Annotated in this window: 18 protein-coding genes; 4 read left to right on the forward strand and 14 right to left on the reverse strand. The window is 36.4% G+C overall.

Going from position 1 to position 19,901, the window contains the following annotated elements:
- From LVD51_RS15590 to LVD51_RS15615, 6 genes are all read right to left on the reverse strand, one after another.
- Nucleotides 1–359 (reverse strand): IS66 family transposase (locus LVD51_RS15590; RefSeq protein ID WP_449566875.1); only part of this gene is annotated, 359 nt, incomplete at its 3' end.
- A 21-nt stretch (nucleotides 360–380) separates the two neighbouring features.
- The gene (tnpB, locus tag LVD51_RS15595) at nucleotides 381–740 is read right to left on the reverse strand and encodes an IS66 family insertion sequence element accessory protein TnpB (protein WP_236972288.1); all 360 of its coding nucleotides are present in this window, start codon (nucleotides 738–740) and stop codon (nucleotides 381–383) included.
- Complete coding sequence (gene tnpA, locus LVD51_RS15600; protein ID WP_236972289.1) at nucleotides 737–976, reverse strand: IS66 family insertion sequence element accessory protein TnpA; 240 nt, start codon at nucleotides 974–976, stop codon at nucleotides 737–739. Before tnpA ends, tnpB begins: the two co-directional genes overlap by 4 nt.
- A gap of 1,297 nt (nucleotides 977–2,273) precedes the next feature.
- Nucleotides 2,274–3,233 (reverse strand): NAD(P)-dependent oxidoreductase, encoded by a 960-nt coding sequence (locus LVD51_RS15605; RefSeq protein WP_236972290.1) that lies wholly within the window; start codon nucleotides 3,231–3,233, stop codon nucleotides 2,274–2,276.
- Between the two features lie 632 nt (nucleotides 3,234–3,865).
- Complete coding sequence (locus LVD51_RS15610) at nucleotides 3,866–4,561, reverse strand: DUF547 domain-containing protein (protein WP_236972291.1); 696 nt, start codon at nucleotides 4,559–4,561, stop codon at nucleotides 3,866–3,868.
- A 91-nt stretch (nucleotides 4,562–4,652) separates the two neighbouring features.
- Entirely contained in the window at nucleotides 4,653–5,144 is a 492-nt protein-coding gene (locus tag LVD51_RS15615) for a hypothetical protein (protein ID WP_236972292.1), read from the reverse strand.
- Nucleotides 5,145–5,266: 122 nt separating this feature from the next.
- On the opposite strand from LVD51_RS15615, the gene LVD51_RS15620 reads away from it, so the two are divergent.
- Nucleotides 5,267–6,163, forward strand: a complete 897-nt coding sequence (locus LVD51_RS15620) for an SH3 domain-containing protein (protein WP_236972293.1) — start codon at nucleotides 5,267–5,269, stop codon at nucleotides 6,161–6,163.
- A 1,538-nt stretch (nucleotides 6,164–7,701) separates the two neighbouring features.
- On the opposite strand, the gene LVD51_RS15625 is transcribed toward LVD51_RS15620, so the two are convergent.
- The 5 genes from LVD51_RS15625 to gyrA form a co-directional block, all read right to left on the reverse strand.
- Nucleotides 7,702–7,887: a hypothetical protein gene (locus LVD51_RS15625; protein ID WP_236972294.1), complete on the reverse strand. Its 186-nt coding sequence runs from the start codon at nucleotides 7,885–7,887 to the stop codon at nucleotides 7,702–7,704.
- Between the two features lie 413 nt (nucleotides 7,888–8,300).
- On the reverse strand, nucleotides 8,301–9,593 hold the full coding sequence (locus LVD51_RS15630) for a TRAP transporter large permease (RefSeq protein WP_236972295.1): 1,293 nt from the start codon (nucleotides 9,591–9,593) through the stop codon (nucleotides 8,301–8,303).
- Nucleotides 9,593–10,135: a TRAP transporter small permease subunit gene (locus tag LVD51_RS15635; RefSeq protein ID WP_236972296.1), complete on the reverse strand. Its 543-nt coding sequence runs from the start codon at nucleotides 10,133–10,135 to the stop codon at nucleotides 9,593–9,595. Before LVD51_RS15635 ends, LVD51_RS15630 begins: the two co-directional genes overlap by 1 nt.
- A gap of 81 nt (nucleotides 10,136–10,216) precedes the next feature.
- Entirely contained in the window at nucleotides 10,217–11,542 is a 1,326-nt protein-coding gene (locus tag LVD51_RS15640; RefSeq protein WP_236972297.1) for a tetratricopeptide repeat protein, read from the reverse strand.
- 97 nt (nucleotides 11,543–11,639) lie between these two features.
- Nucleotides 11,640–14,141 carry a DNA gyrase subunit A gene (gene gyrA, locus LVD51_RS15645; RefSeq protein ID WP_236972298.1) on the reverse strand — a complete coding sequence of 834 codons (2,502 nt, stop codon included), beginning with the start codon at nucleotides 14,139–14,141 and terminating at the stop codon, nucleotides 11,640–11,642.
- Between the two features lie 143 nt (nucleotides 14,142–14,284).
- Here gyrA and ubiE point away from each other — a divergent pair, with 143 nt between their 5' ends.
- Both ubiE and porT read left to right on the forward strand, forming a co-directional pair.
- Nucleotides 14,285–15,016, forward strand: coding sequence for a bifunctional demethylmenaquinone methyltransferase/2-methoxy-6-polyprenyl-1,4-benzoquinol methylase UbiE (ubiE, locus tag LVD51_RS15650; RefSeq protein WP_236972299.1), 732 nt, complete (start codon nucleotides 14,285–14,287; stop codon nucleotides 15,014–15,016).
- Nucleotides 14,989–15,699, forward strand: a complete 711-nt coding sequence (porT, locus tag LVD51_RS15655) for a type IX secretion/gliding motility protein PorT/SprT (RefSeq protein ID WP_236972300.1) — start codon at nucleotides 14,989–14,991, stop codon at nucleotides 15,697–15,699. Before ubiE ends, porT begins: the two co-directional genes overlap by 28 nt.
- Nucleotides 15,700–15,744: 45 nt before the next feature.
- Here the strand turns inward: porT and LVD51_RS15660 are convergent, their stop codons facing one another.
- Nucleotides 15,745–16,335 (reverse strand): acyl carrier protein phosphodiesterase, encoded by a 591-nt coding sequence (locus LVD51_RS15660; RefSeq protein WP_236972301.1) that lies wholly within the window; start codon nucleotides 16,333–16,335, stop codon nucleotides 15,745–15,747.
- A gap of 66 nt (nucleotides 16,336–16,401) precedes the next feature.
- On the opposite strand from LVD51_RS15660, the gene ychF reads away from it, so the two are divergent.
- The gene (gene ychF / locus LVD51_RS15665; RefSeq protein ID WP_236972302.1) at nucleotides 16,402–17,499 is read left to right on the forward strand and encodes a redox-regulated ATPase YchF; all 1,098 of its coding nucleotides are present in this window, start codon (nucleotides 16,402–16,404) and stop codon (nucleotides 17,497–17,499) included.
- 568 nt (nucleotides 17,500–18,067) lie between these two features.
- Here the strand turns inward: ychF and LVD51_RS15670 are convergent.
- Entirely contained in the window at nucleotides 18,068–18,751 is a 684-nt protein-coding gene (locus tag LVD51_RS15670) for a hypothetical protein (protein ID WP_236972303.1), read from the reverse strand.
- A gap of 52 nt (nucleotides 18,752–18,803) precedes the next feature.
- Nucleotides 18,804–19,859, reverse strand: coding sequence for a hypothetical protein (locus LVD51_RS15675; RefSeq protein WP_236972304.1), 1,056 nt, complete (start codon nucleotides 19,857–19,859; stop codon nucleotides 18,804–18,806).
- Nucleotides 19,860–19,901: the final 42 nt, after the last annotated feature.

The following is a 19,901-nucleotide window of genomic DNA, read 5'->3' on the forward strand; positions in this document are numbered from 1 at the left end:
CTGTAATCTAAAGTCTCTGTGATAACATCACTTAATCTCTCCCAATCTGATAAAACTCCAGAAGGCTCACAAATGACCTCTTCTACTGGCAAGTGCTCTGGTAATTTTCCGCGTCCTGGATGGTTTTTCTTTTCTTCAGGTAAAACTTCATCTTCTGCCTCAATATTTGGGGCAGGATCTTCCTTAACAGCACTGGCAAACAGGGAGAGTTGGTCGGGGGATTCTTCTTTAAATCGCTCCGATTTACTGCCATAAATCAGTCGCCTTAATTGAGCTAACTCTTGTTTAACTAATTCATACTTTTGTTTTAGAAGGGTATTTTCTTCTCTTAATTCTGCTATAATTGGGGCTTCGTTCACACCTTTAAAATACGCAAAATTCTACTTTTTTCCAACCTTATTGTAGCGTTTTTTTCGTTGAATTCCATCCCATTTTATACCACTTATCATTAGCACCAACAACTCCCAGTCCACTTCTAATGCAGTAGTTTTTCCATCACTTTTTGGAAGATCAAAAGTACCTTCTTCCAAGCGTTTATAATACAACATAAAGCCTCCCGATTCCCATACCAACATCTTCATCCGATCTCGTCGTCGATTTACAAATATATATACACTGCCATCCATTGGATCTTTCCCCCACTCATTAATCACAATACCACTTAATCCATCAAAACCTTTGCGCATATCGGTAGGGTGTTTACGCAGATAAAATTGATGTTGTGGTGTTAAACCTATCATATGGGTATACGGATCTCTAGTTCTTCGCCAATCTTAATGATCATCTCTCGATTAACGGTCTCTTTCTTTTTTATCGATAGTGGTACAAAGGTTGACTTTTTACCTTTCGACAACTCGCGATTACGCCTTAAATAATAGATTACTGATTCTAATGATATTCCTTCACTCTGTGCAAACTCCCTACGTGTTAATCCAGATTCTTCATATCGTCTAGCAAATTCTTCGTATTTATTCATTTACTTCTTTTGAAGCAAATTTATAGCCTTTTTATACCCTGATCAATACGTAGTTAGTTGATGGCTTACAATAGTTTAGTGGCTATAAATACAGACCATTGCAAAACCGCAATTCTAGTGCGGCTCGAAGAAGAATTTAAAAGATTGATTTGGCGGGATTTTTGCGTTGTCAATATTCTAATATAAAGCAGTTATCTCTTTCAATTTTCTGCCCTTATTTAATTAGAAAAATTGGGCAAAAAGTGTGACAAATCCAGAATCATCATAATCTCCCCCCCATTCAAATTATTCAATCTGTTCATGTCCGTGATTTAAACTGAGGTATGGATGATTCCTGCCGACAGAAATGAATTCCTTCGTCCCTTCAGGACTTTTTTCTAGGAAGGCATCCTTTTCATAGGGTTGCACCCTATGCTATTAAACTACGTCCACTTCGACCAAGCTCAGTGCACCGCTTTCAGGACTTCTTTGTCAAGCTGGTTTAGCGTAATTACACTTCAATTCGGCAGCGAAATTACCCTCCAATGGGGGGTTGTCTGACTTGTCAGACGGGGTGGTTCGATTGATAAAAATAAATTTTATTATTTCCTACAAAATTTCCAAACCAACCCGTCAGTAAACTGACACCCCTCCATTGGAGGGGATTAAGACTATCGAATTACATTGCTGTCATGCCGGAGCACAGTGGCTAAAAACCCATCGAATTACATTGCTGTCATGCCGGAGCACAGTGGCTAAAAACCCATCGAATTACGGTGCAGTCACGCCGGAGCACAGTGGCTAAAATCCTATCGATTTACAGGGCAATCACGCTGGAGCACAGTGGCTTAAAACCCATCGAATTACGGTGCAGTCACACCGGAGCACATTTGCTAAAATCCTTACGAACTACAGAGCAGTCACGCCGGAGCACAGTGGCTTAAAACCCATCGAATTACGGTGCAGTCACGCCGGAGCACAGTGGCTCCGGTTCCCTCATCAAATGCCTATTTAAGGCATTTGGCTCTTCGAGCTTCATTCGGTCATCTTCATCGTTGACTGAATTCAAGACTCTGGCAGAATTACGGACTGAGTATCCAATCAAATACCTGCAAATTTTTCTACTTTTTCATAGCACTAAAAAAAAGACATAGGATTCTAATTTTCAAGTATTAACCAATAGCCAAAACATTTTAAGCGAAGTATAACGTCAAACAAGTCCAACGATTACCGTTAATTACAAATCTATTTCGTAAAAAATATCATTTTAATCTCTATAGCAATGTCCTAACCTTCGATATATGAAAGAATATACTTGTTAAACTAGAGAATAATTTTGTTCCTTCCCAGCTAGATAATCACTGATGATATTGTTAGCCGTTCCCAGAAGTTGTAAACGCGCATCTAAGGTAGCCCAAGCCATATGACTGGTAACTATACAATTGTTCAAACTCAACAAAGGATGATCTTGTTCTGGGGGTTCTACTTGTAATACATCTAAGCCTGCCGCCTTAATTTCCTTTTTATTCAAACTGTTGTACAATGCATCCTCATCTATTAATCCTCCCCTAGCGGTATTGATCAATATGCCCGATGACTTCATATTAGACAAAAAACCTTCATCCACCATTTGAGACGTATCTTCAGTTAAAGGGACATGAAGAGAAATAATATCTGATTTTTCAACTAAATCTAATAAAGCTACAGACTCTATCCATGGATATTTAATATTCTCAGGACTCCTAGTATAGGAGCAGACATCCATACCATAGGCATGAGCGATTTCTGCCACAGTATTTCCAATATTACCCATACCAATGATGCCCATTTGCTTATTTCGCAACTCCATCATAGAAGGAGCATAAAAACAAAACTTGGGTTCATTCGACCAAATCCCATCTCGAGACATTTGCCAATGGTAATGAACTTTATTGGTTATAGCTAATATCAAGGCAAATACATGTTGTGCTACACTATGGGTAGAATAACCCGATACATTAAAGACTTTTATTCCCCTTTCTTTACAGGCATTTAAATCAACGTTATCATATCCAGTGGCCAATACTTGTATCATTTTTAGATTGGGCAATTGATCTAATTCTGTCTTGGTTATTTTATACTTATTAATGAGTAATATCTCAACATCTTGGTGATTTTTAATCAATAGAGATACATCGGTAGAATTCAAAATAACAGCATCCTTTAACACAGATATATCTTGCAAATTAATATCTCCAGTGGTTACTGTATCGGATTCTAAAAGGACAATTTTAGGCATATTTAATTCAATCTATTTGATGGGAAAGATACACATATGCCATTAAATCTTCAATAATATTTACAATTTTATAATATAAGTCCCTCTATATTCAATATTCATGGATAATTATTTTAATAAATCACATACCATTATTCCCAGATTTTGAACCAGTTATATTATCCCTTGACATATTTAAAATGTTAAACCAATAATCTTTGAATAACACGAAAAATACATGCTAAAGATTTTTCAAACTACGCGGGGAAAATACAATACCATTACGATGTATTAATCACATAATAGAAAAAATTATATATCGAAGGTTTATCTTTTAAAAATCAACACAATGAAGTATTGATACCAATATCTAAGGATTATATTTAGCGAAAAGGATACTCTATGGCCATGTTCTTAAATCAGCCTAATATACTTTGAATAATATAGTGAAGTTTTTACTGAGACTAAGAAATTTCTTATATAAATATGTTTATATAACAACTTAAAGTATGGAAATTCAATAATCATCAGTACCAAAACATTAAAAGCCATACTGGATTTCTATTAAAAGAATCAAGTACAGCCATAATGTATTTTGAAATCAACAATCACTTTATATCTCTAATGATAAAGAGGTCTGAAAAGTGGATTGATTAATTATTAAGTGCCCAATCATACTCTTTGAAAGTTATCGTCGTGCCTTTATCTACCTTGGTGGAAGAGTATTTATTGATATAGGATAACACATCACCAAAATCTTCTTTATACCAATTCATCAATTGTGTTACTTCTGCAGAATTCTTAGTTATGGTATTGAATTTGGGATTATTAATAAACTTCTTAGTTTGACTTTCTAATTGATTTTGGACTTTATTACCTACATAGGCATTGTTCAATAAAGGAGGACAGGATTTTGCAGCACAATTTACAGCAAAATGAATCCTAGCATCTTTAAATTTTTTGCGAATGATTTCGTGTTCAATATGATTTAAAGATATTAGGTCTCCATTATATTTAATCCATTTCTTTTCCCAAGGATTGCCATTTTCGATATCCTTTATCGATTTAACTGGCCAGTGATTAACGATCAACTGAACGGTTGACAGGTTGTATAGGTTTATCCAAAATGCCAACTCATCGTTGGTATTCAAGCTACCTGCATTAACCTTGGACCAATCTTCAGATAATTGTTTTAGATCACCACTATACTCAGACTTTATCTTTTGATAGTTGACTTTTCCTGTACTCGATACAGATTTTGTAAGAATAAGATCCCATTTATTAAAATCTACCTGGGCCATTAGCGAAGAATATGTAAAAACTAAGAAAAATAATAAATTGATTTTCATAATGTGAGTATTTATTCATTCAATACTCCTTATAAAGAATGAATTCCACTAAATGATACAAAATTCATTAGCTTTAACAAATCTATAACATTTAAGATATTTCTTCATCAATGCTCGGAGGTTCAACAGTATGAATCATTTTTAAGTCAACTACTTGATCTTCCTTAGATCCAATAGCACCCCAACCTAAGAATCCACCAGTAGAACGAGCTACGTGTTTAGCAAAACTTAGAAAGCTTTGGTATAATTCATAAGCCAAAGTTTTATTTTCGATTTTAGAGAAGATGTCGTTTAAATGTGCTAATCTCAATTTAATGAGATTTGAAGTCTTTTCACTATCAGCTCTAAACTCAGAGACCAATTGATCTACATCATCACTAAAAGTAAGTCCTACTTGCTTATAATATTCACTTAATGCTTTGGGCAAATTATAGGATCTAATTTTGGTAATTTTATTAGCCCATTCCGTTTCACTATCTTCAATTTTTCCGTCAGCTCCAGCGATCAACACAGTTATATCTGATATTGCCTTGATCAATTGAAGATATTCTGACTCAGTAATGCCCTTAAATTTTTCGTTCATGGTTGAATTGTTGTTTAAAACACAAATTTAAATTTATATTGGACAAAATACCTTTCTTATTTTAAAAAATATTATCAATTTTGTAGCAACTAAGCCATAAAAAAACCACAACAACAAATCAGATGAGATTTAATCTTTTAATTTCAATTTTTTCCTTACTTATCTTTATTCAATGTAAGAACAGCGGATCAGAACCAGAAGAAAACACAGTTGCAGCTGAAGTCGAAGTTGATACAACTCAATACGCAAAAATATTGGTAAATAATTTAAGAATGCGGACTACTCCAGATTTACAGGGTCAGCAACTAGCTCAAATTCCAGAAGGGCAAATCGTACCCCTAACTGGGATGAAATCACATGAAAAGGAATCTATATCTATCAGAGGTGTTTCCGAGCCGAGGCACTGGTACCAAATCATATTCAATCGCGATACTGGTTGGATTTACGGAGGAGGTATGGAAATAATTACACATGACAACATTGCCTTAGAAGCCATCAATGACCACCTTATAATCCCTGGCGAACGAGTAGGTATGATTACTGCAGAAGACAATGAGGCTTCTTTGATCGAAAAAATAGGTGGAGAAAATATTCAGCGCAGCCAACTGAACATAGGTGAAGGCGAGAAAGTAATGGGCAATATAGTTTACCCAGGAACAGATAACGAATTATTTGTTTATTGGGAAAATGAAAATTTCACCAATTTAAATCAGATTGTCATTCGCAATCCTGATGGAGATTGGAAAACGGCCGAAGGTATTAAAATAGGAATGTCCATAGAAAAAATTAATGCTATTAACGATCAAACATTTCAGTTAATGGGATTTGAGTGGGACTATTCAGGTCGGGTCATTAACTGGCAGGGAGGTAAATTAGACGACAGGTTGAAATTGTCATTTGAACACCACGGTGATATTTCTGTATATCCCTTTCTTCAAGGGGATAAAATTATTTATTCCAACAACAGCAGTCTTATTAAAGTTAAACCTACGGTAGTTGAGATTGAGGTTTCATTTTAATCGGTAATCCCTTAGGTTTAATAATTGAGTATTCTAAGATAAAACCAAATTGTTATTCCGATAATTTTACAAATGCTTCATCTCGATCAGCTACCGCATAAATAAGTAAAATTAGTTTATTGAATACTGCTTTTAATTTGACAAGTCAAAACTACAATTGCTGTAATAATATATTTCCATTGAGGGAAGACGACCACTGTGACGTGGGTGGATTGGCTACCATGCCGATACATGACTACATCATCAATCTAAAGCTAGAAATTTAAAGCTATGTCGTCCCTTCAGGACTTGTTTATCAAGCTGGTTTAGCGTAATTACACTTCAATTCGACAGCGAAATTACCCTCCATTGGAGGACGGGCTGACTTGTCAGACGGGGTGGATCGATTGAAAAAAATTAAATTTTATTATTTCCTGCAGAATTTCCTATTCACCCCGACAGTAAACTGTCACCTCTCCACAGGAGGGGAATATGACTATAGAATTATATTGCTGTCATGCCAGAGCACAGTGGCTAAATCCTTACGAACTACAGAGCAGTCACTCCGGAGCACAGTGGCCAAAAATCTTTCGAATTACGGGGCAGTCACGCCGGAGCACAGTGGCTAAAAATCTTTCGAATTACGGGGCAGTCACGCCGGAGCACAGTGGCTAAAATCCTTACGAACTACAGAGCAGTCACGCCGGAGCACAGTGGCTAAAATCCTTACGAACTACAGAGCAGTCACGCCGGAGCACAGTGGCTCCGGTTCCCTCGCCATTGATCCATTTAGGATCAATGGTGCTTCGCACTTCGCTCGGTCATCTTCATCGTTGACTGAATTCAAGACTCTGGCAGCAATACTGCCTCGATCTCCTCTTAAATACCAATAAATATTTCTACTTTTTAATAGTACTAAAAAAGAAATATTAGATTTTAAGTATCAAGCATCATTGAAAAGGCTAAATACTTAAAACGAAGTACACCTTCTAATAAATCCAAAGATGACCGTGATTTGTGAATGTATTTAGTTTTACGTCCTTGATCAAGGTTTACACCACTGTGGCCACAAAGATTTGTACAAAGGACAGAAATAGTGTAGCGACTATAGCTTTTGTCATGCCATGGTTCGATCATTTCTTCGTTGACTAACTTTATGGCTCTGGCAGCAAGACTACCTAGATCTCCTCTTAAATACCATAAAATTTTTCTACTTTTTCATAGTACTAAAAAAGAAATATTAGATTTTAATTATCAAGCATCATCGAAAAGGCTAAATACTTAAAACGAAGTACACCTTCTAATAAATCCAAAGATGACCGTGATTTGTGAATGTATTTGGTTTTTCGTCCTTGATCAAGGTTTTTCACCACTGTGGCCACAAAGATTTGTACAAAGGACAGAAATAGCGTAGCGACTATAGCTTTTGTCATGCCATGGTTCGACCATTTCTTCGTTGACTAACTTTATGGCTCTGGCAGCAATACTACCTAGATTTCCTCTTAAATACCATAAATTTTTTCTACTTTTTCATAGTACTAAAAAAGAAATATTAGATTTTAAGTATCAAGCATCATCGTAAAGGCTAAATACTTAAAACGAAGTACACCTTCTAATAAATCCAAAGATGACCGTGATTTGTGAATGTATTTGGTCTTACGTCCTTGATCAGGGTTTTTCACCACTGTGGCCACAAAGATTTGTACAAAGGACAGAAATAGCGTAGCGACTATAGCTTTTGTCATGCCATGGTTCGATCATTTCTTCGTTGACTAACTTTAAGGCTCTGGCAGCAATACTACCTCGGTCTCCTCTTAAATACCTCTAGAATTTTCTACTTTTCCATAGTACTAAAAAAGAAACTTATGATATTAGTATTTAAGTATCATCGAAAAGGCTAAGAATATTCAAACGATATGGAACTTTAAACGATTTGAAATATTAAACGATGTGAAACTTTAAGCGATGTGAAACTTTAAACGATGTGAAACTTTAAAACATCCAAAGATTACCGTTAATTATCATTGCATTTCGTAGAATTATAAATACTTTACTTAGAATCCCTTTGAAGAATAGAATCTTCTTCAGTAAAACTTACCTAAGTTCGTCTTCCTTTAAATCTTAGACAGGCCGTATTGTTTATAAACCAAAATTTCGATTACAACCACATGGACACCAATTCGGGAAAGAAAAACACCAACAATAAGATGACCAATTGAATCGAAATAAATGGAATAATTCCTCGATATAAATGGGTGGTTTTAACCTGTGGAGGTGCTACGCCTTTGAGATAAAATAGGGAAAACCCAAATGGTGGTGTTAAAAACGAAGTCTGTAGATTGAGAGCTAATAAGATTCCAATCCATATTAAATCGATATCATATGCATTTAATATGGGCAGTATAATAGGAACAATGATGAATATGATTTCAACAAAATCAATAAAAAATCCGAGAATAAAAACGATCATTAAAATAAATGCGACCAATTGAATAGAGGTTAGATCAGCATTTCGAATTAAAGTTAGAATTAAATCATCACCGTGTAATCCCCTAAATACTAAAGAAAATGTAGTGGCACCCAATAAAATAAAGAATACCATAGTCGTCAATCGAGTCGATTCCTGTCCAGTAACCATAAGCGTCTTCCAAGAAAATTTCCCGGCCAACATAGTTAATATTATGGCCCCAAAAGCACCCACAGCTGCAGCTTCTGTAGGAGAAGCGATTCCAGCAAATATACTACCCAAAACTATGACCATCAACAATATAGGCATGACAAGGGCTATTATCGTTTTTTTGGTACTGATTTTAGTTTCATCTTCCTTCTGCTCCAAAACAGGAGCCCACTCTGGCTTGATTTTGGCAATGATCAACACATATATTATATAAGACAATACAATCAATCCACCAGGAAGTAATGCCGCTTTGAATAAGTCGCCAACGGTGATATTCAATACACTACCCAAAAGAACCAATACTATCGATGGCGGAATAATCTGCCCCAGTGTACCAGAAGAAGCAATAATGCCGGTTGAAAGTGGGATATTGTATTTGGCCTTTATCATGGTCGGTAAACTAATCAATCCCATGGTCACTACCGTCGCTCCTACGATGCCAGTAGAAGCCGCCAAAAGGGTTCCAACCACAATTACACTGACTCCTAACCCTCCATGAACCTTTCCGAAGAAATGAGCCATTGTTTCCAATAGCGTAGCCGCGAGCCCGGACTTTTCTAGCATGATGCCCATAAACACAAATAGAGGCACAGCTAATAAAACATAATTACTTAAAATACCCATCATCCGCGATGGAAGAAAATTAAAGAAATCCGGACCTAGGGTGAAATATCCAATTATACTCGATACTCCAGCTAGTGTAAAAGCTACAGGAAAGCCCAACAACAATAAAACAAAAATGATAACTACCATCAAAAGTGCTATGGACTCCATTAAGCGCTGGTATTAGATGAATGAAACAATGATATGTCTTTGCCGCGAATCACTAGAATACATTTCCAGATCAATAAACAGGCATAACACAAGAGAATAACAAATGCGAGAACAACTGCAAACTTAATAAGATACCTCATCGCCAGTCCTCCAGGATCAGCACTACCTTCATTGATGGCCCAAGAATACATGGCATACTTGTAACTAGACCGTATGACTATATAAGTCCATGGAATTAAAAAAACAGCCGTACCAAGAAGGTTAATCCAAGCTTGAACTTTCTTGGATAGATTGTTGTAAATTAAATCTACCCGTACATGTCCGTCGTAATGAAAAGTATAGGCCCCTCCGATTAGAAATATTAAGGCAAAAATATGCCATTCCAATTCGGTTAACCAAGCTTCAGAGTGAAAGAAGAAATAACGCAATATTACATCTAACACTAAAATAAAAACCAGTAAGATATTGCATACACTCGCAATCTTACCACAAAACATAAATACGGCATCAAACTTTTTAAGTCCGGTCTGGGTATTAATCATTTACCAATAAAAATTTGAACATATATACAAAAAAAAGCCCCAATTAGGGGCTTTTTTGCAAAATAAAATTTTACTTATTTATTAGTCCTGAGATTTAAAATAGGACTCAGCTATGGTTTCACCTCTTTCAATTTGCTCTAATCGAGCTGAGAAGATATCAGAAACATCCATTTGGTTTTTTCTAGCATAAATTTCTTTAAGTGCAATCAAGGTATTTCTATCACTTGGATTTACACGTTCTGCTTTTTGAAAATAAGGAAGTGCTTGATCAAAGATTTTATCTACTTCTGCTTTAGTTGAATCGTATTTTTTCATACCTGCAGAACTCAAGTCATCAGCCAATTCTTGCAACTGCTGTGTACCTTGAGCCGCTTTATTATAGAATAGTGCTCCAATACTGTAAATAGCATCTACATTGTCAGGATCCAATTCCAATCCTTTTTCAAAATATACTTTAGCACTGTCAAAATACGAATTTGCTTTAGCTGCATCAGTATCCATGGTTTCTTGAAACAAACGGTCATATACCGATCCAGTAGTGGAATACAATGAAACGTTTTTAGGATCTTTTTTAATCGCCTCTTTCAATTTAGTCTCCAATGTACCGATTTCATTATTTTGTAATGCGTGATTGATCTCAGCATACAAAAGCGATAAATCATCAGGATATTTTTCTCTTCCTTCTTCCAAAATAGCTGAAGCTGTTTCAGGGGATTCGCTCAAAGCAATCTTGTATAGACCTTCGTAGAGAGAAGGATCGTCATAGTTGTTGTCTTTTAACTGCGTATAATACGGTTTTGCCAAAGAAAACTGCTCTCCAATCAGTGCAGAATATCCCGCTAAAAACAACTGGTTATTTTTGGCTTCTTCACCTTGTAATGGACTATCAATTCCGTTTTCAGATAAAAGGGCATCTATATCCAAAACATTTTTAAATATATTGTAGGCCCCCATTGCATCACCGGCTTGTAATACGGTTATCCCTGAATTACTCATGGATTGTACCAAACCAGCCATACCTTCTAATGCCAATTTTGAATCTCTTGATTTATCCGCCAATTCAAACCCTTTCTTATAAGCCATATAAGCCTTATTGGCCTCTTGTAAATATTGAGACTTATAGTTTTCATCCATTAATGAATTTTTATAATCCAATTCTAAGAATGCACTATAGATGTCTCCCATCTCTATCCATACTTCAGACAACTCTCCCATTTCTTGGTCTCTAGCAGCTACTCCTACTAACTTGACCGCATCTTTCAATTCGTCTACTTTTGCATTATCCAATTCAAAAGCGCTTCGATTTCTCTTTGCTTGTTTAAAGGCCTTCTTTGGATTGGTCTCCTGTGCATCGGCGGTAACCAAACCAACCACTGCTAAAAATAGAACAACTAATAATCGTTTCATGTAGATAATATTTTTGATTAATTCACTTATTTGACCGTAATAATATACTAATAATGGTTATAGATTTAAAAATATATTGTTACGACTATGTTAAATTTTACTCTTCGCTCTCAGTGAAGTCCACATCGGTGATCAAATCACTTTCCTCGTCCTCATCTGGTTGAATAACGGTTACATCGGCTATCTTATCGCCTTTGTTCAATGAAATCAATCGAACTCCTTGAGTCGCTCGTCCCATTACTCTTACCACATCTAGAGCCAATCTTATGGTCAGTCCAGATCGATTGGTAATAACTAAATGATCGGTATCCACAACTGCTTTAATAGTGATTAGCAACCCGGTCTTTTCATTAATATTCATGGTTTTTACACCCTTTCCTCCCCGGTTGGTAATTCGATATTCTTCGATTCCAGTTCTTTTACCGTTACCATTTTCAGACAAAACTAAAATCGATGTTTCGGAATCGTCTGAATCTACGCATACCATACCTACCACTTGATCTTCATCATTGGCCAGAGTAATACCTTTCACCCCTGCAGCATTTCGACCCATAGATCGAACTTTTTGTTCGTTAAATCGAATAGCTCGTCCCAATTTATTGGCGATAATAATTTCCTTATTGCCATCGGTCAATTTGGCTTCGATTAATTGATCACCTTCGTTAATGGTAATGGCATTGATACCGTTTACTCTAGGTCGAGAATAAGCCATCAATGAGGTTTTCTTAATCAAACCATTTCTTGTACAAAATACAATAAAATTATTTTCTAAGAAATCCTTATCGGTCAAATCTTGAACAATAATGTAAGCTTTTACATTATCCTCTTTCGGCATTTGAAGAATATTCTGTATCACTCGTCCCGAAGCATTTCTATTGGCTTCCGGAATCTCGAATACCCGCAACCAATAACACCTACCCTGTTCGGTAAACAAGAGTAAATAATTATGTGCATTGGCTACAAAAATATGTTCGATAAAATCGGCGTCCCGAGTCTTGCTGCCCTTGGATCCTTTTCCACCTCTGCCTTGAACCTTATACTGATCTGATTTGGTCCTCTTAATATAACCGAGATGAGATATAGAAACCATCATCTCTTCATTGGGTATCAAGTCTTCTATACTGATTTCTCCATCGGCGAAAGTAATCTGAGTACGTCTTTCGTCACCAAACTTATCGCGTATTTCATGTAACTCTTCTACTACGATTTCTTTTTGCAATTCCACACTGGCCAAAATTTCTTGGAAGTATTGAATTTTCTTCATCAATTCATCGTATTCCGCTCTTAACTTCTCGATCTCCAGACCTGTTAATTTCTGAAGACGCATTTCCAAGATAGCCTTGGTCTGAAGTTCAGATAGGCCAAATCGTTCCATTAAAGCAGTCTTGGCTTCATCTACAGTATTGGACCCTCTAATTATTTTGATTACTTCATCGATATTGTCTACGGCAATGATTAATCCCTCGACAATATGAGCCCGTTCCTGAGCTTTGCGAAGATCATATCTCGTTCGTCGAACGATAACTTCTATTCTAAACTCAATAAATTCTTCGATCAAGGATTTAAGAGACAATATCTGAGGTCGTCCTTTGACCAATGCCACGTTATTGACCCCATAAGAACTCTGCAATTGGCTGTATTTATACAATTTACTCAATACAACCTGAGCCATGGCGTCTCGTTTGACTTCTACCACGATACGTATCCCCTCGCGATCCGACTCGTCTCTTATTTCAGAAATTCCTTCAACTTTCTCATCGCGACGCAGCTCACTCATTTTTATAACCAGTGAACTCTTATTGACTTGAAAAGGAATTTCAGTAATAATAATGGTTTCACGGCCTTTGCCATCGGTAATGATTTCCGCTTTACCTCTTACAACGACACGTCCTCGTCCCGTTTCGAAAGCTTCCTTCACGCCCTCCAATCCATATATAATACCACCAGTCGGAAAATCCGGAGCCTTGATGTGCTCCATCAACCCTTCGGTATCAATATCGGGATTTTTAATAGTCGCGATAACGCCATTGACAACTTCGGTTAAATTATGGGGCAACATATTCGTCGCCATCCCCACGGCTATCCCTGAGGCACCATTGATCAACAAATTGGGAATCCGAGCTGGCAAAACCGTCGGTTCCTTCAGTGAATCGTCAAAGTTAAAAGCAAAGTCTACGGTTTCTTTCTTGATGTCTGAAAGCATTTCATCGGCTATTCTAGCCAACTTGGCTTCGGTATAACGCATGGCCGCAGCACTATCACCATCAATATGGCCAAAGTTACCTTGACCGTCAATCAATGGATATCGCAATGACCAATCCTGAGCCATCCTCACCATAGCTTCATACACCGATGAATCTCCATGGGGGTGGTACTTACCCAAAACCTCCCCTACTACTCTAGCGGATTTTTTGTGACCTCTTGAATAAACCAAGCCCAAATCTTGCATACCGTACAGTATCCGCCTATGCACTGGCTTTAAACCATCTCTAACATCCGGTAAAGCCCTTGAAACAATAACCGACATTGAATAATCAATGTAGGCTGTTTTCATCTCATCCTCTATGTTAATAGGTATAATCTTTTGTGTATCTGCCATTTAAATGGTATTCATGTTTATTTAAGCGATGCAAATGTATTAAAAATAAATAGTATCTAATATATATAACTTACTTGATTTGTTTACAAGTTGAATATTTTTGACTTTCTTTACGGAATATCCAAAGAATTATAAATTTTTCCATGGAAAAACAAATTAAACCATACGATTCTGTCCCTAGCGGTAAAAAAGAACAAGTTACTACAATGTTTGATAATATTGCTGGTGGATATGATTTCCTCAATCGATTCCTCTCTGCAAGGTTCGATGTAAAATGGCGAAATACCCTGACCCAACTCATCCTTTCCCACAATCCGGAAAAGATTTTAGATGTTGCTACAGGTACAGCCGATGTCGCTTTAACATTGGCAGAAAAATCGAAGACGGTTAGTATAAAAGGTGTAGATATTTCAAAAAACATGTTGAAATATGGTCAAATTAAGGTTGACAAGAAAAATTTGGGGAATCGAATTACCTTAAATGTAGCCGACGCTGAAAATTTAGATGAAGCAGACGACAGCTACGATATTACCACGGCTTCTTTTGGGGTAAGAAACTTTGAAACCCTGAAGAAAGGCCTGGCTGAAATGTATAGAGTAACCAAGCCCGGAGGTATGATATACGTCTTAGAATTCTCCAAACCAAAAATATTTCCACTCAAACAGGGATATAATTTTTATTTTAAAAAAATACTTCCGACAATCGGTCGTTTAAAATCCAAAGATCCAAAAGCATATACTTATTTATACGAATCGGTACAGGCTTTTCCAGATCGAGAAAACTTTTTAACCATTCTACAAGAAGTAGGATTTAACAATGTTCAATTAAAAGAACTCACTTGGGGAATATGTCATATATACTTTGGAAAAAAATAGCCTTTGTCCTTTTGGTCTCAAGCTTTGTATGCGCATCAGGTAAAGCACAAAATGGCCATAGCAATTACCGCAACAAGCAATTCAAGGATTATTATTTTGGGATTTCGTTCGGACTACATAAATCCAACTTAAAAGTATTGCACGGTTCATCGTTTCAAGATCAAAATAGGGTTAAACTCATAGAATCCTATGAAAATCCCGGTTACGATATCAAGGTTATAGGTAATCTCAAGGTCGGAGAATATTGGGACTTTAGACTATTACCCGGCTTTTCCTTTGGACAAATGGAATTGATGTATCAAAAAAACCAAACCGCAGTAGAAGCACCTGTCAGCCTGGAATATGTATATGGGGAACTTCCCTTTCACATCAGATACAAATCTCATCCCTATAAAGATATGAGGGTGTATGTATTTGCTGGAGCAAAATATTGCTTTGACATCTCGAGTAAATCGAGGACCCAAAGTGAAGCCAATGAACTCAATATCTCAGCATCGGATTATGCCCTTGAAGGTGGAATAGGATTTCAGTTTTTCTTTCCCTATTTTATACTTTCTCCTGAAATCAAAATTTCTAGAGGCATATCCAATATCCTAATCAATAATATCCCCGGACAAGATGCTGGATTACTTCAACGTGCCCTGTCGCAAATGCTGACGCTTTCACTTCATTTTGAGGGCTAGTTAGATATTTTCATTGGGTAAAAGCATAGATAGGTAGTAATAACCTTATGGTTTTTCTATATTTATAAACTGATGGCATGCTTCTAGTAATTCCGGGAAAAATAAATTAAATTCCCTATTTAAATCTTGTTTCATCTCCATCATTACGTTGGAAGCCTGATAGAATCCTGTTTCAAACTTCGCCCGCTTATCAATCCTTTCAAAAGTCCGATCTATGCCCTCCACACTGGTATAAGAGTTGAGAAATTGATGCTGGACCATAGACATTACCGTTTTTTCGAGTCGAATGGGTATATATTTTTTGTGATTTAATATGCCATCATACTGCATGGTTGAAAATTCTGAAAAATTAAGGGTAGAATAATTCGACCAATTTTCAAATAAAAAATAATCAAAAAAAACATCTAAAACCACACTGGCATATTTTTTAAAATAGGGATGCATTTGTTTTACCAATTCTTTATTAATAGGGTGTTGATCGGTAAACTCATCAATAAAGCGATGTAGATTAACGCCTTTCTGAAATTTTTCTGGCAATGCGCGCACCTCTTTTATCGTCATCATATCGGTGAGAAAATTGCTAAAACGCAAGTCGTCTTGGTTATCTGATAAAAATAAATGGGCTAAGTAATTCATTCTGTTAGTGAATATCGATGTAATAAATATATATTTGCGCGATAATATCAAAACACAAAAGCAACCATGGCATTACAATGTGGCATCGTCGGATTACCAAATGTAGGAAAATCAACTTTATTTAACGCATTAACCAATGCAAAAGCATTGGCAGCGAATTTTCCCTTTGCAACCAAAGACCCCAATGTGGGCATTATTACAGTACCTGATCCCCGATTGGATAAACTGGCTGAACTCGTTCATCCAGAACGCGTACTGCCCACAACAGTAGAGATCGTAGATATAGCTGGATTAATTAAGGGAGCCAGCCAGGGTGAAGGATTGGGCAATCAGTTTTTAGCCAATATTCGGGAGGTAAATGCCATAGTCCATGTTGTACGTTGTTTCGAAAATGACAATATTATTCACGTAGATGGCAATGTAGATCCAGTTAGGGACAAAGAAATTATCGATACAGAATTGTTGCTTAAAGATATGGAGACGGTCGAAAAAAGAATGGACCGCCTTAAGAAAAATGCTAAAACAGGAAATAAAGATGCCGTTAAATTGGTGGATACGGCTACCTTGATATTAGAACATTTGGAAAGTGGCAAACCGGCAAGAACCCTAGAATTGTCAGAAGACCAAAACCTATTTCTCAATGAATTAATGCTACTCACAGCAAAACCCGTCCTCTATGCTTGCAATGTCGATGAAAATTCGGTAAAAACGGGAAACAAGTTTACCGAAGCTTTTATGAAGAGTATAGCCGATGAACAAGCGGAAGTCGTCCTTATATCAGCTGGAATTGAAGCCGAAATTATCCAATTGGATGATGAGGAAGAACGCATGATGTTTCTAGAAGAAATGGGATTAACTGAGCCCGGCGTCAATCGATTGATTCGATCTTGCTATCAGTTGCTCAATCTAATCACTTATTTCACCGCAGGGGTAAAAGAAGTTCGTGCATGGACGGTTTTAGAAGGGACCAAGGCTCCGCAAGCTGCAGCTGTCATTCATACTGATTTCGAAAAAGGATTTATCAGGGCTGAAGTTATCCATTATGAAGACTACATGCAATATGGATCAGAATCGGCAGTTAAAGAAGCTGGTAAATTGGGTGTTGAAGGCAAAGAATACGTAGTATTGGACGGAGATGTAATGCATTTCAGGTTTAATGTATAAATGGTTACAATTTATGTATCCGTGTTTTATCTAGCGTGGTTAAATGTTCTTTCTTTTGTCATATCCCTAGACCTTGGGGTTCATAATATGACCGAGTGAAGATCCAAATACCTTAAATAGGCATTTGAGTCGCTGCATTCTAAGTCTTTACACTGATGAGCGCAGTTGAATTGTGGCAGTCAAAGTGAAGGAAGACGACTACTGTGCAGTGGATGTGAATGAGAATAGTGTACAGCACCATAGAGACACAACTGACTAGCCTTAAAAAAGACTACTTCATTCAGTTGTTTCTCTATGATAAATAAAAATATAACCGACTGTTACAAATGAATTTGGTATAAATAGTTATAACCTAGCTCTGACAACCATCAACTATTGATGCCTACATCTTCATATTTTGACTTAGACCATAGAATGACAAGACCATACCTGCGATCGTCATTAGCCATCGTTTAATATTCATACTATATATAATATTATTTTTTTTATTTCAACATTGGTCCTAGCCGTACAGACTATTTCCATTTTATTTCAACATCACCTTATTGTTTACTTTGCTTATCTCGTCTCACTTTGACTCTTTTACCACCACACTCTCCTTTTTCAATCCATCCATATTAACAGTAAGCCCAAGACTTATGATTGTATTCTTAGGTTTACTCCAGTTTTGATTGTTCATAAGTTTTTTATTTCCAAAATCCATAAGACTTTCCTCAAATTGAGCAAAGACAGAATAATGATTCAATCGCCATCCCAATCCAGTCATATACCGCCAATCCTGTCTAATTTGATTTCCTCCATATAATTTCTCAAAATCTTTGTCGAAATGAAGGGCGTAATTAAACGATGCTCCTGCATAAAAGTAGAAGGGATTCATTTTTTCTAAGGTAATCTTCAATGGAACCTGCGCGTAATGGTTATATATTGATTTATTAATCTCTTCACCAAATGAGCCAATTCTGGCATCAACCTTACTCCCCACTAAACTATACTTAAGCCCAGTGTGAATGGATAACCATTTATTCTGAACAATGGCAAAATCAGCTCCAAGATTTACCCCTATAGCCATGGGTAATATATTATTACGGTAATTGTCCCATATCCTAGGTATAAACTGATTAGGGCTGTTTACCCCATCTAGATAAGGTTCAACATCGCTTCCCGTCAATGCGAGACTAAATTCAAAACGAGATTGACTCTGAGATAGCTGTGACATCATCATTAACCCAATAACTATTATTAATTTTTTCATGATTATTATATATTTAAAAATGGCTGGGCAGAACCCAGCCACGATATTTTAATTAATTACAAGACTGCCAAAGTTGGGCCCATATTTCTGGATTACCAGTAATAACCCCTTGCGAAGTTCCCCCCGCATATACCAATTTTAAATCTGGAATTCCAAGATTTGGATTATAAGAATTAAGTACAATGTGTCCAGCATCTTCGGGTTCAAAAGTTTGTTTTGCGATGCTATTTCCATAATTCACTATTTTTTTACTAAATGAAATTTTAACTTTGGATTTTATCGTTTGACCATTAAAGACTAGATTAAAATCTTCTGTCTCAATATTGCTTGCTTGGTGGTAGTGAACATTGCTATAATTTACCCATTTATAGCCACCAAATAGCTTGCCCTTCCTTTTACGAGTTACTGTTTGTAATAAAACTTGTGGTCGATAAAGCCCTCTCTGCGAATCCCTAATATCATTTAAGCTCACTTTAAATTCAACTTCTCTTGTAATGTCAGGATTGAAAGCTCGAGCGGTATAGCTGGTGGAACAATTTCCTCTTAATGTAAATTCAGATTGATTGCCATCAGCATCTAAATAATCTGAATATTGTCCGAGTTCACTTTCGTCTATATTCGTTACTTTATTCTCCATTTCTAAAGGGAATAGATATAGCTTATTTTTGTATATTTTCAATAATTCATTTCCCACTTTGACCAAGCCTTTATCGTTGGCTATGGAAGAAAAACCTTCAAATGCATATACTGGATGCATCCGCTCTTGTGTATCAAAATACCATATTTCATCTTCATGGAGATCGATAAAATTCCAATAGGCTTCACCGTCACCTTGTTCTTCTATACTTTTCAAAACTTTAATTTTGTCTTCAAATGCTTGACTTGCACTTATAAATCTTGGATTTATATCATGACCAGTTATTTCGCCAACTTGCATTTGTCTATTGAAAGACTGCATGGCTTCTTCATTCTCAAAGCTTAGATAAGTTGTTGTAGAATTTGACGATTTCAGTAAAGGACCTTCTTTGCTACAGCCCATAAACAAGGGGAATAAAGCTAGTAAAACACTTGAACGCAATAGCCTAATTGACTTTTTGACTGTAAACATAATTTCAAGTTTAAATAATTAAAAACATTAAGTTAATTATAT

It is taken from the genome of Membranihabitans marinus, assembly GCF_021729155.1.
In the GTDB taxonomy this organism is placed as follows: Bacteria; Bacteroidota; Bacteroidia; order Chitinophagales; family Saprospiraceae; genus Membranihabitans; species Membranihabitans marinus.

What these genes read in the sequence shown, in the direction of transcription:
- ychF (WP_236972302.1), top strand. Translation starts at nt 16,402, where the DNA reads ATGGCATTACAATGTGGCATCGTCGGATTACCAAATGTAGGAAAATCA.
- LVD51_RS15675 (WP_236972304.1), bottom strand. Translation starts at nt 19,859, where the DNA reads ATGTTTACAGTCAAAAAGTCAATTAGGCTATTGCGTTCAAGTGTTTTA.
- LVD51_RS15620 (WP_236972293.1), top strand. Translation starts at nt 5,267, where the DNA reads ATGAGATTTAATCTTTTAATTTCAATTTTTTCCTTACTTATCTTTATT.
- tnpB (WP_236972288.1), bottom strand. Translation starts at nt 740, where the DNA reads ATGATAGGTTTAACACCACAACATCAATTTTATCTGCGTAAACACCCT.
- ubiE (WP_236972299.1), top strand. Translation starts at nt 14,285, where the DNA reads ATGGAAAAACAAATTAAACCATACGATTCTGTCCCTAGCGGTAAAAAA.
- LVD51_RS15660 (WP_236972301.1), bottom strand. Translation starts at nt 16,335, where the DNA reads ATGAATTACTTAGCCCATTTATTTTTATCAGATAACCAAGACGACTTG.
- gyrA (WP_236972298.1), bottom strand. Translation starts at nt 14,141, where the DNA reads ATGGCAGATACACAAAAGATTATACCTATTAACATAGAGGATGAGATG.
- LVD51_RS15605 (WP_236972290.1), bottom strand. Translation starts at nt 3,233, where the DNA reads ATGCCTAAAATTGTCCTTTTAGAATCCGATACAGTAACCACTGGAGAT.
- LVD51_RS15610 (WP_236972291.1), bottom strand. Translation starts at nt 4,561, where the DNA reads ATGAAAATCAATTTATTATTTTTCTTAGTTTTTACATATTCTTCGCTA.
- LVD51_RS15615 (WP_236972292.1), bottom strand. Translation starts at nt 5,144, where the DNA reads ATGAACGAAAAATTTAAGGGCATTACTGAGTCAGAATATCTTCAATTG.
- LVD51_RS15635 (WP_236972296.1), bottom strand. Translation starts at nt 10,135, where the DNA reads ATGATTAATACCCAGACCGGACTTAAAAAGTTTGATGCCGTATTTATG.
- porT (WP_236972300.1), top strand. Translation starts at nt 14,989, where the DNA reads ATGTCATATATACTTTGGAAAAAAATAGCCTTTGTCCTTTTGGTCTCA.
- tnpA (WP_236972289.1), bottom strand. Translation starts at nt 976, where the DNA reads ATGAATAAATACGAAGAATTTGCTAGACGATATGAAGAATCTGGATTA.
- LVD51_RS15640 (WP_236972297.1), bottom strand. Translation starts at nt 11,542, where the DNA reads ATGAAACGATTATTAGTTGTTCTATTTTTAGCAGTGGTTGGTTTGGTT.
- LVD51_RS15630 (WP_236972295.1), bottom strand. Translation starts at nt 9,593, where the DNA reads ATGGAGTCCATAGCACTTTTGATGGTAGTTATCATTTTTGTTTTATTG.
- LVD51_RS15670 (WP_236972303.1), bottom strand. Translation starts at nt 18,751, where the DNA reads ATGAAAAAATTAATAATAGTTATTGGGTTAATGATGATGTCACAGCTA.
- LVD51_RS15625 (WP_236972294.1), bottom strand. Translation starts at nt 7,887, where the DNA reads ATGACAAAAGCTATAGTCGCTACGCTATTTCTGTCCTTTGTACAAATC.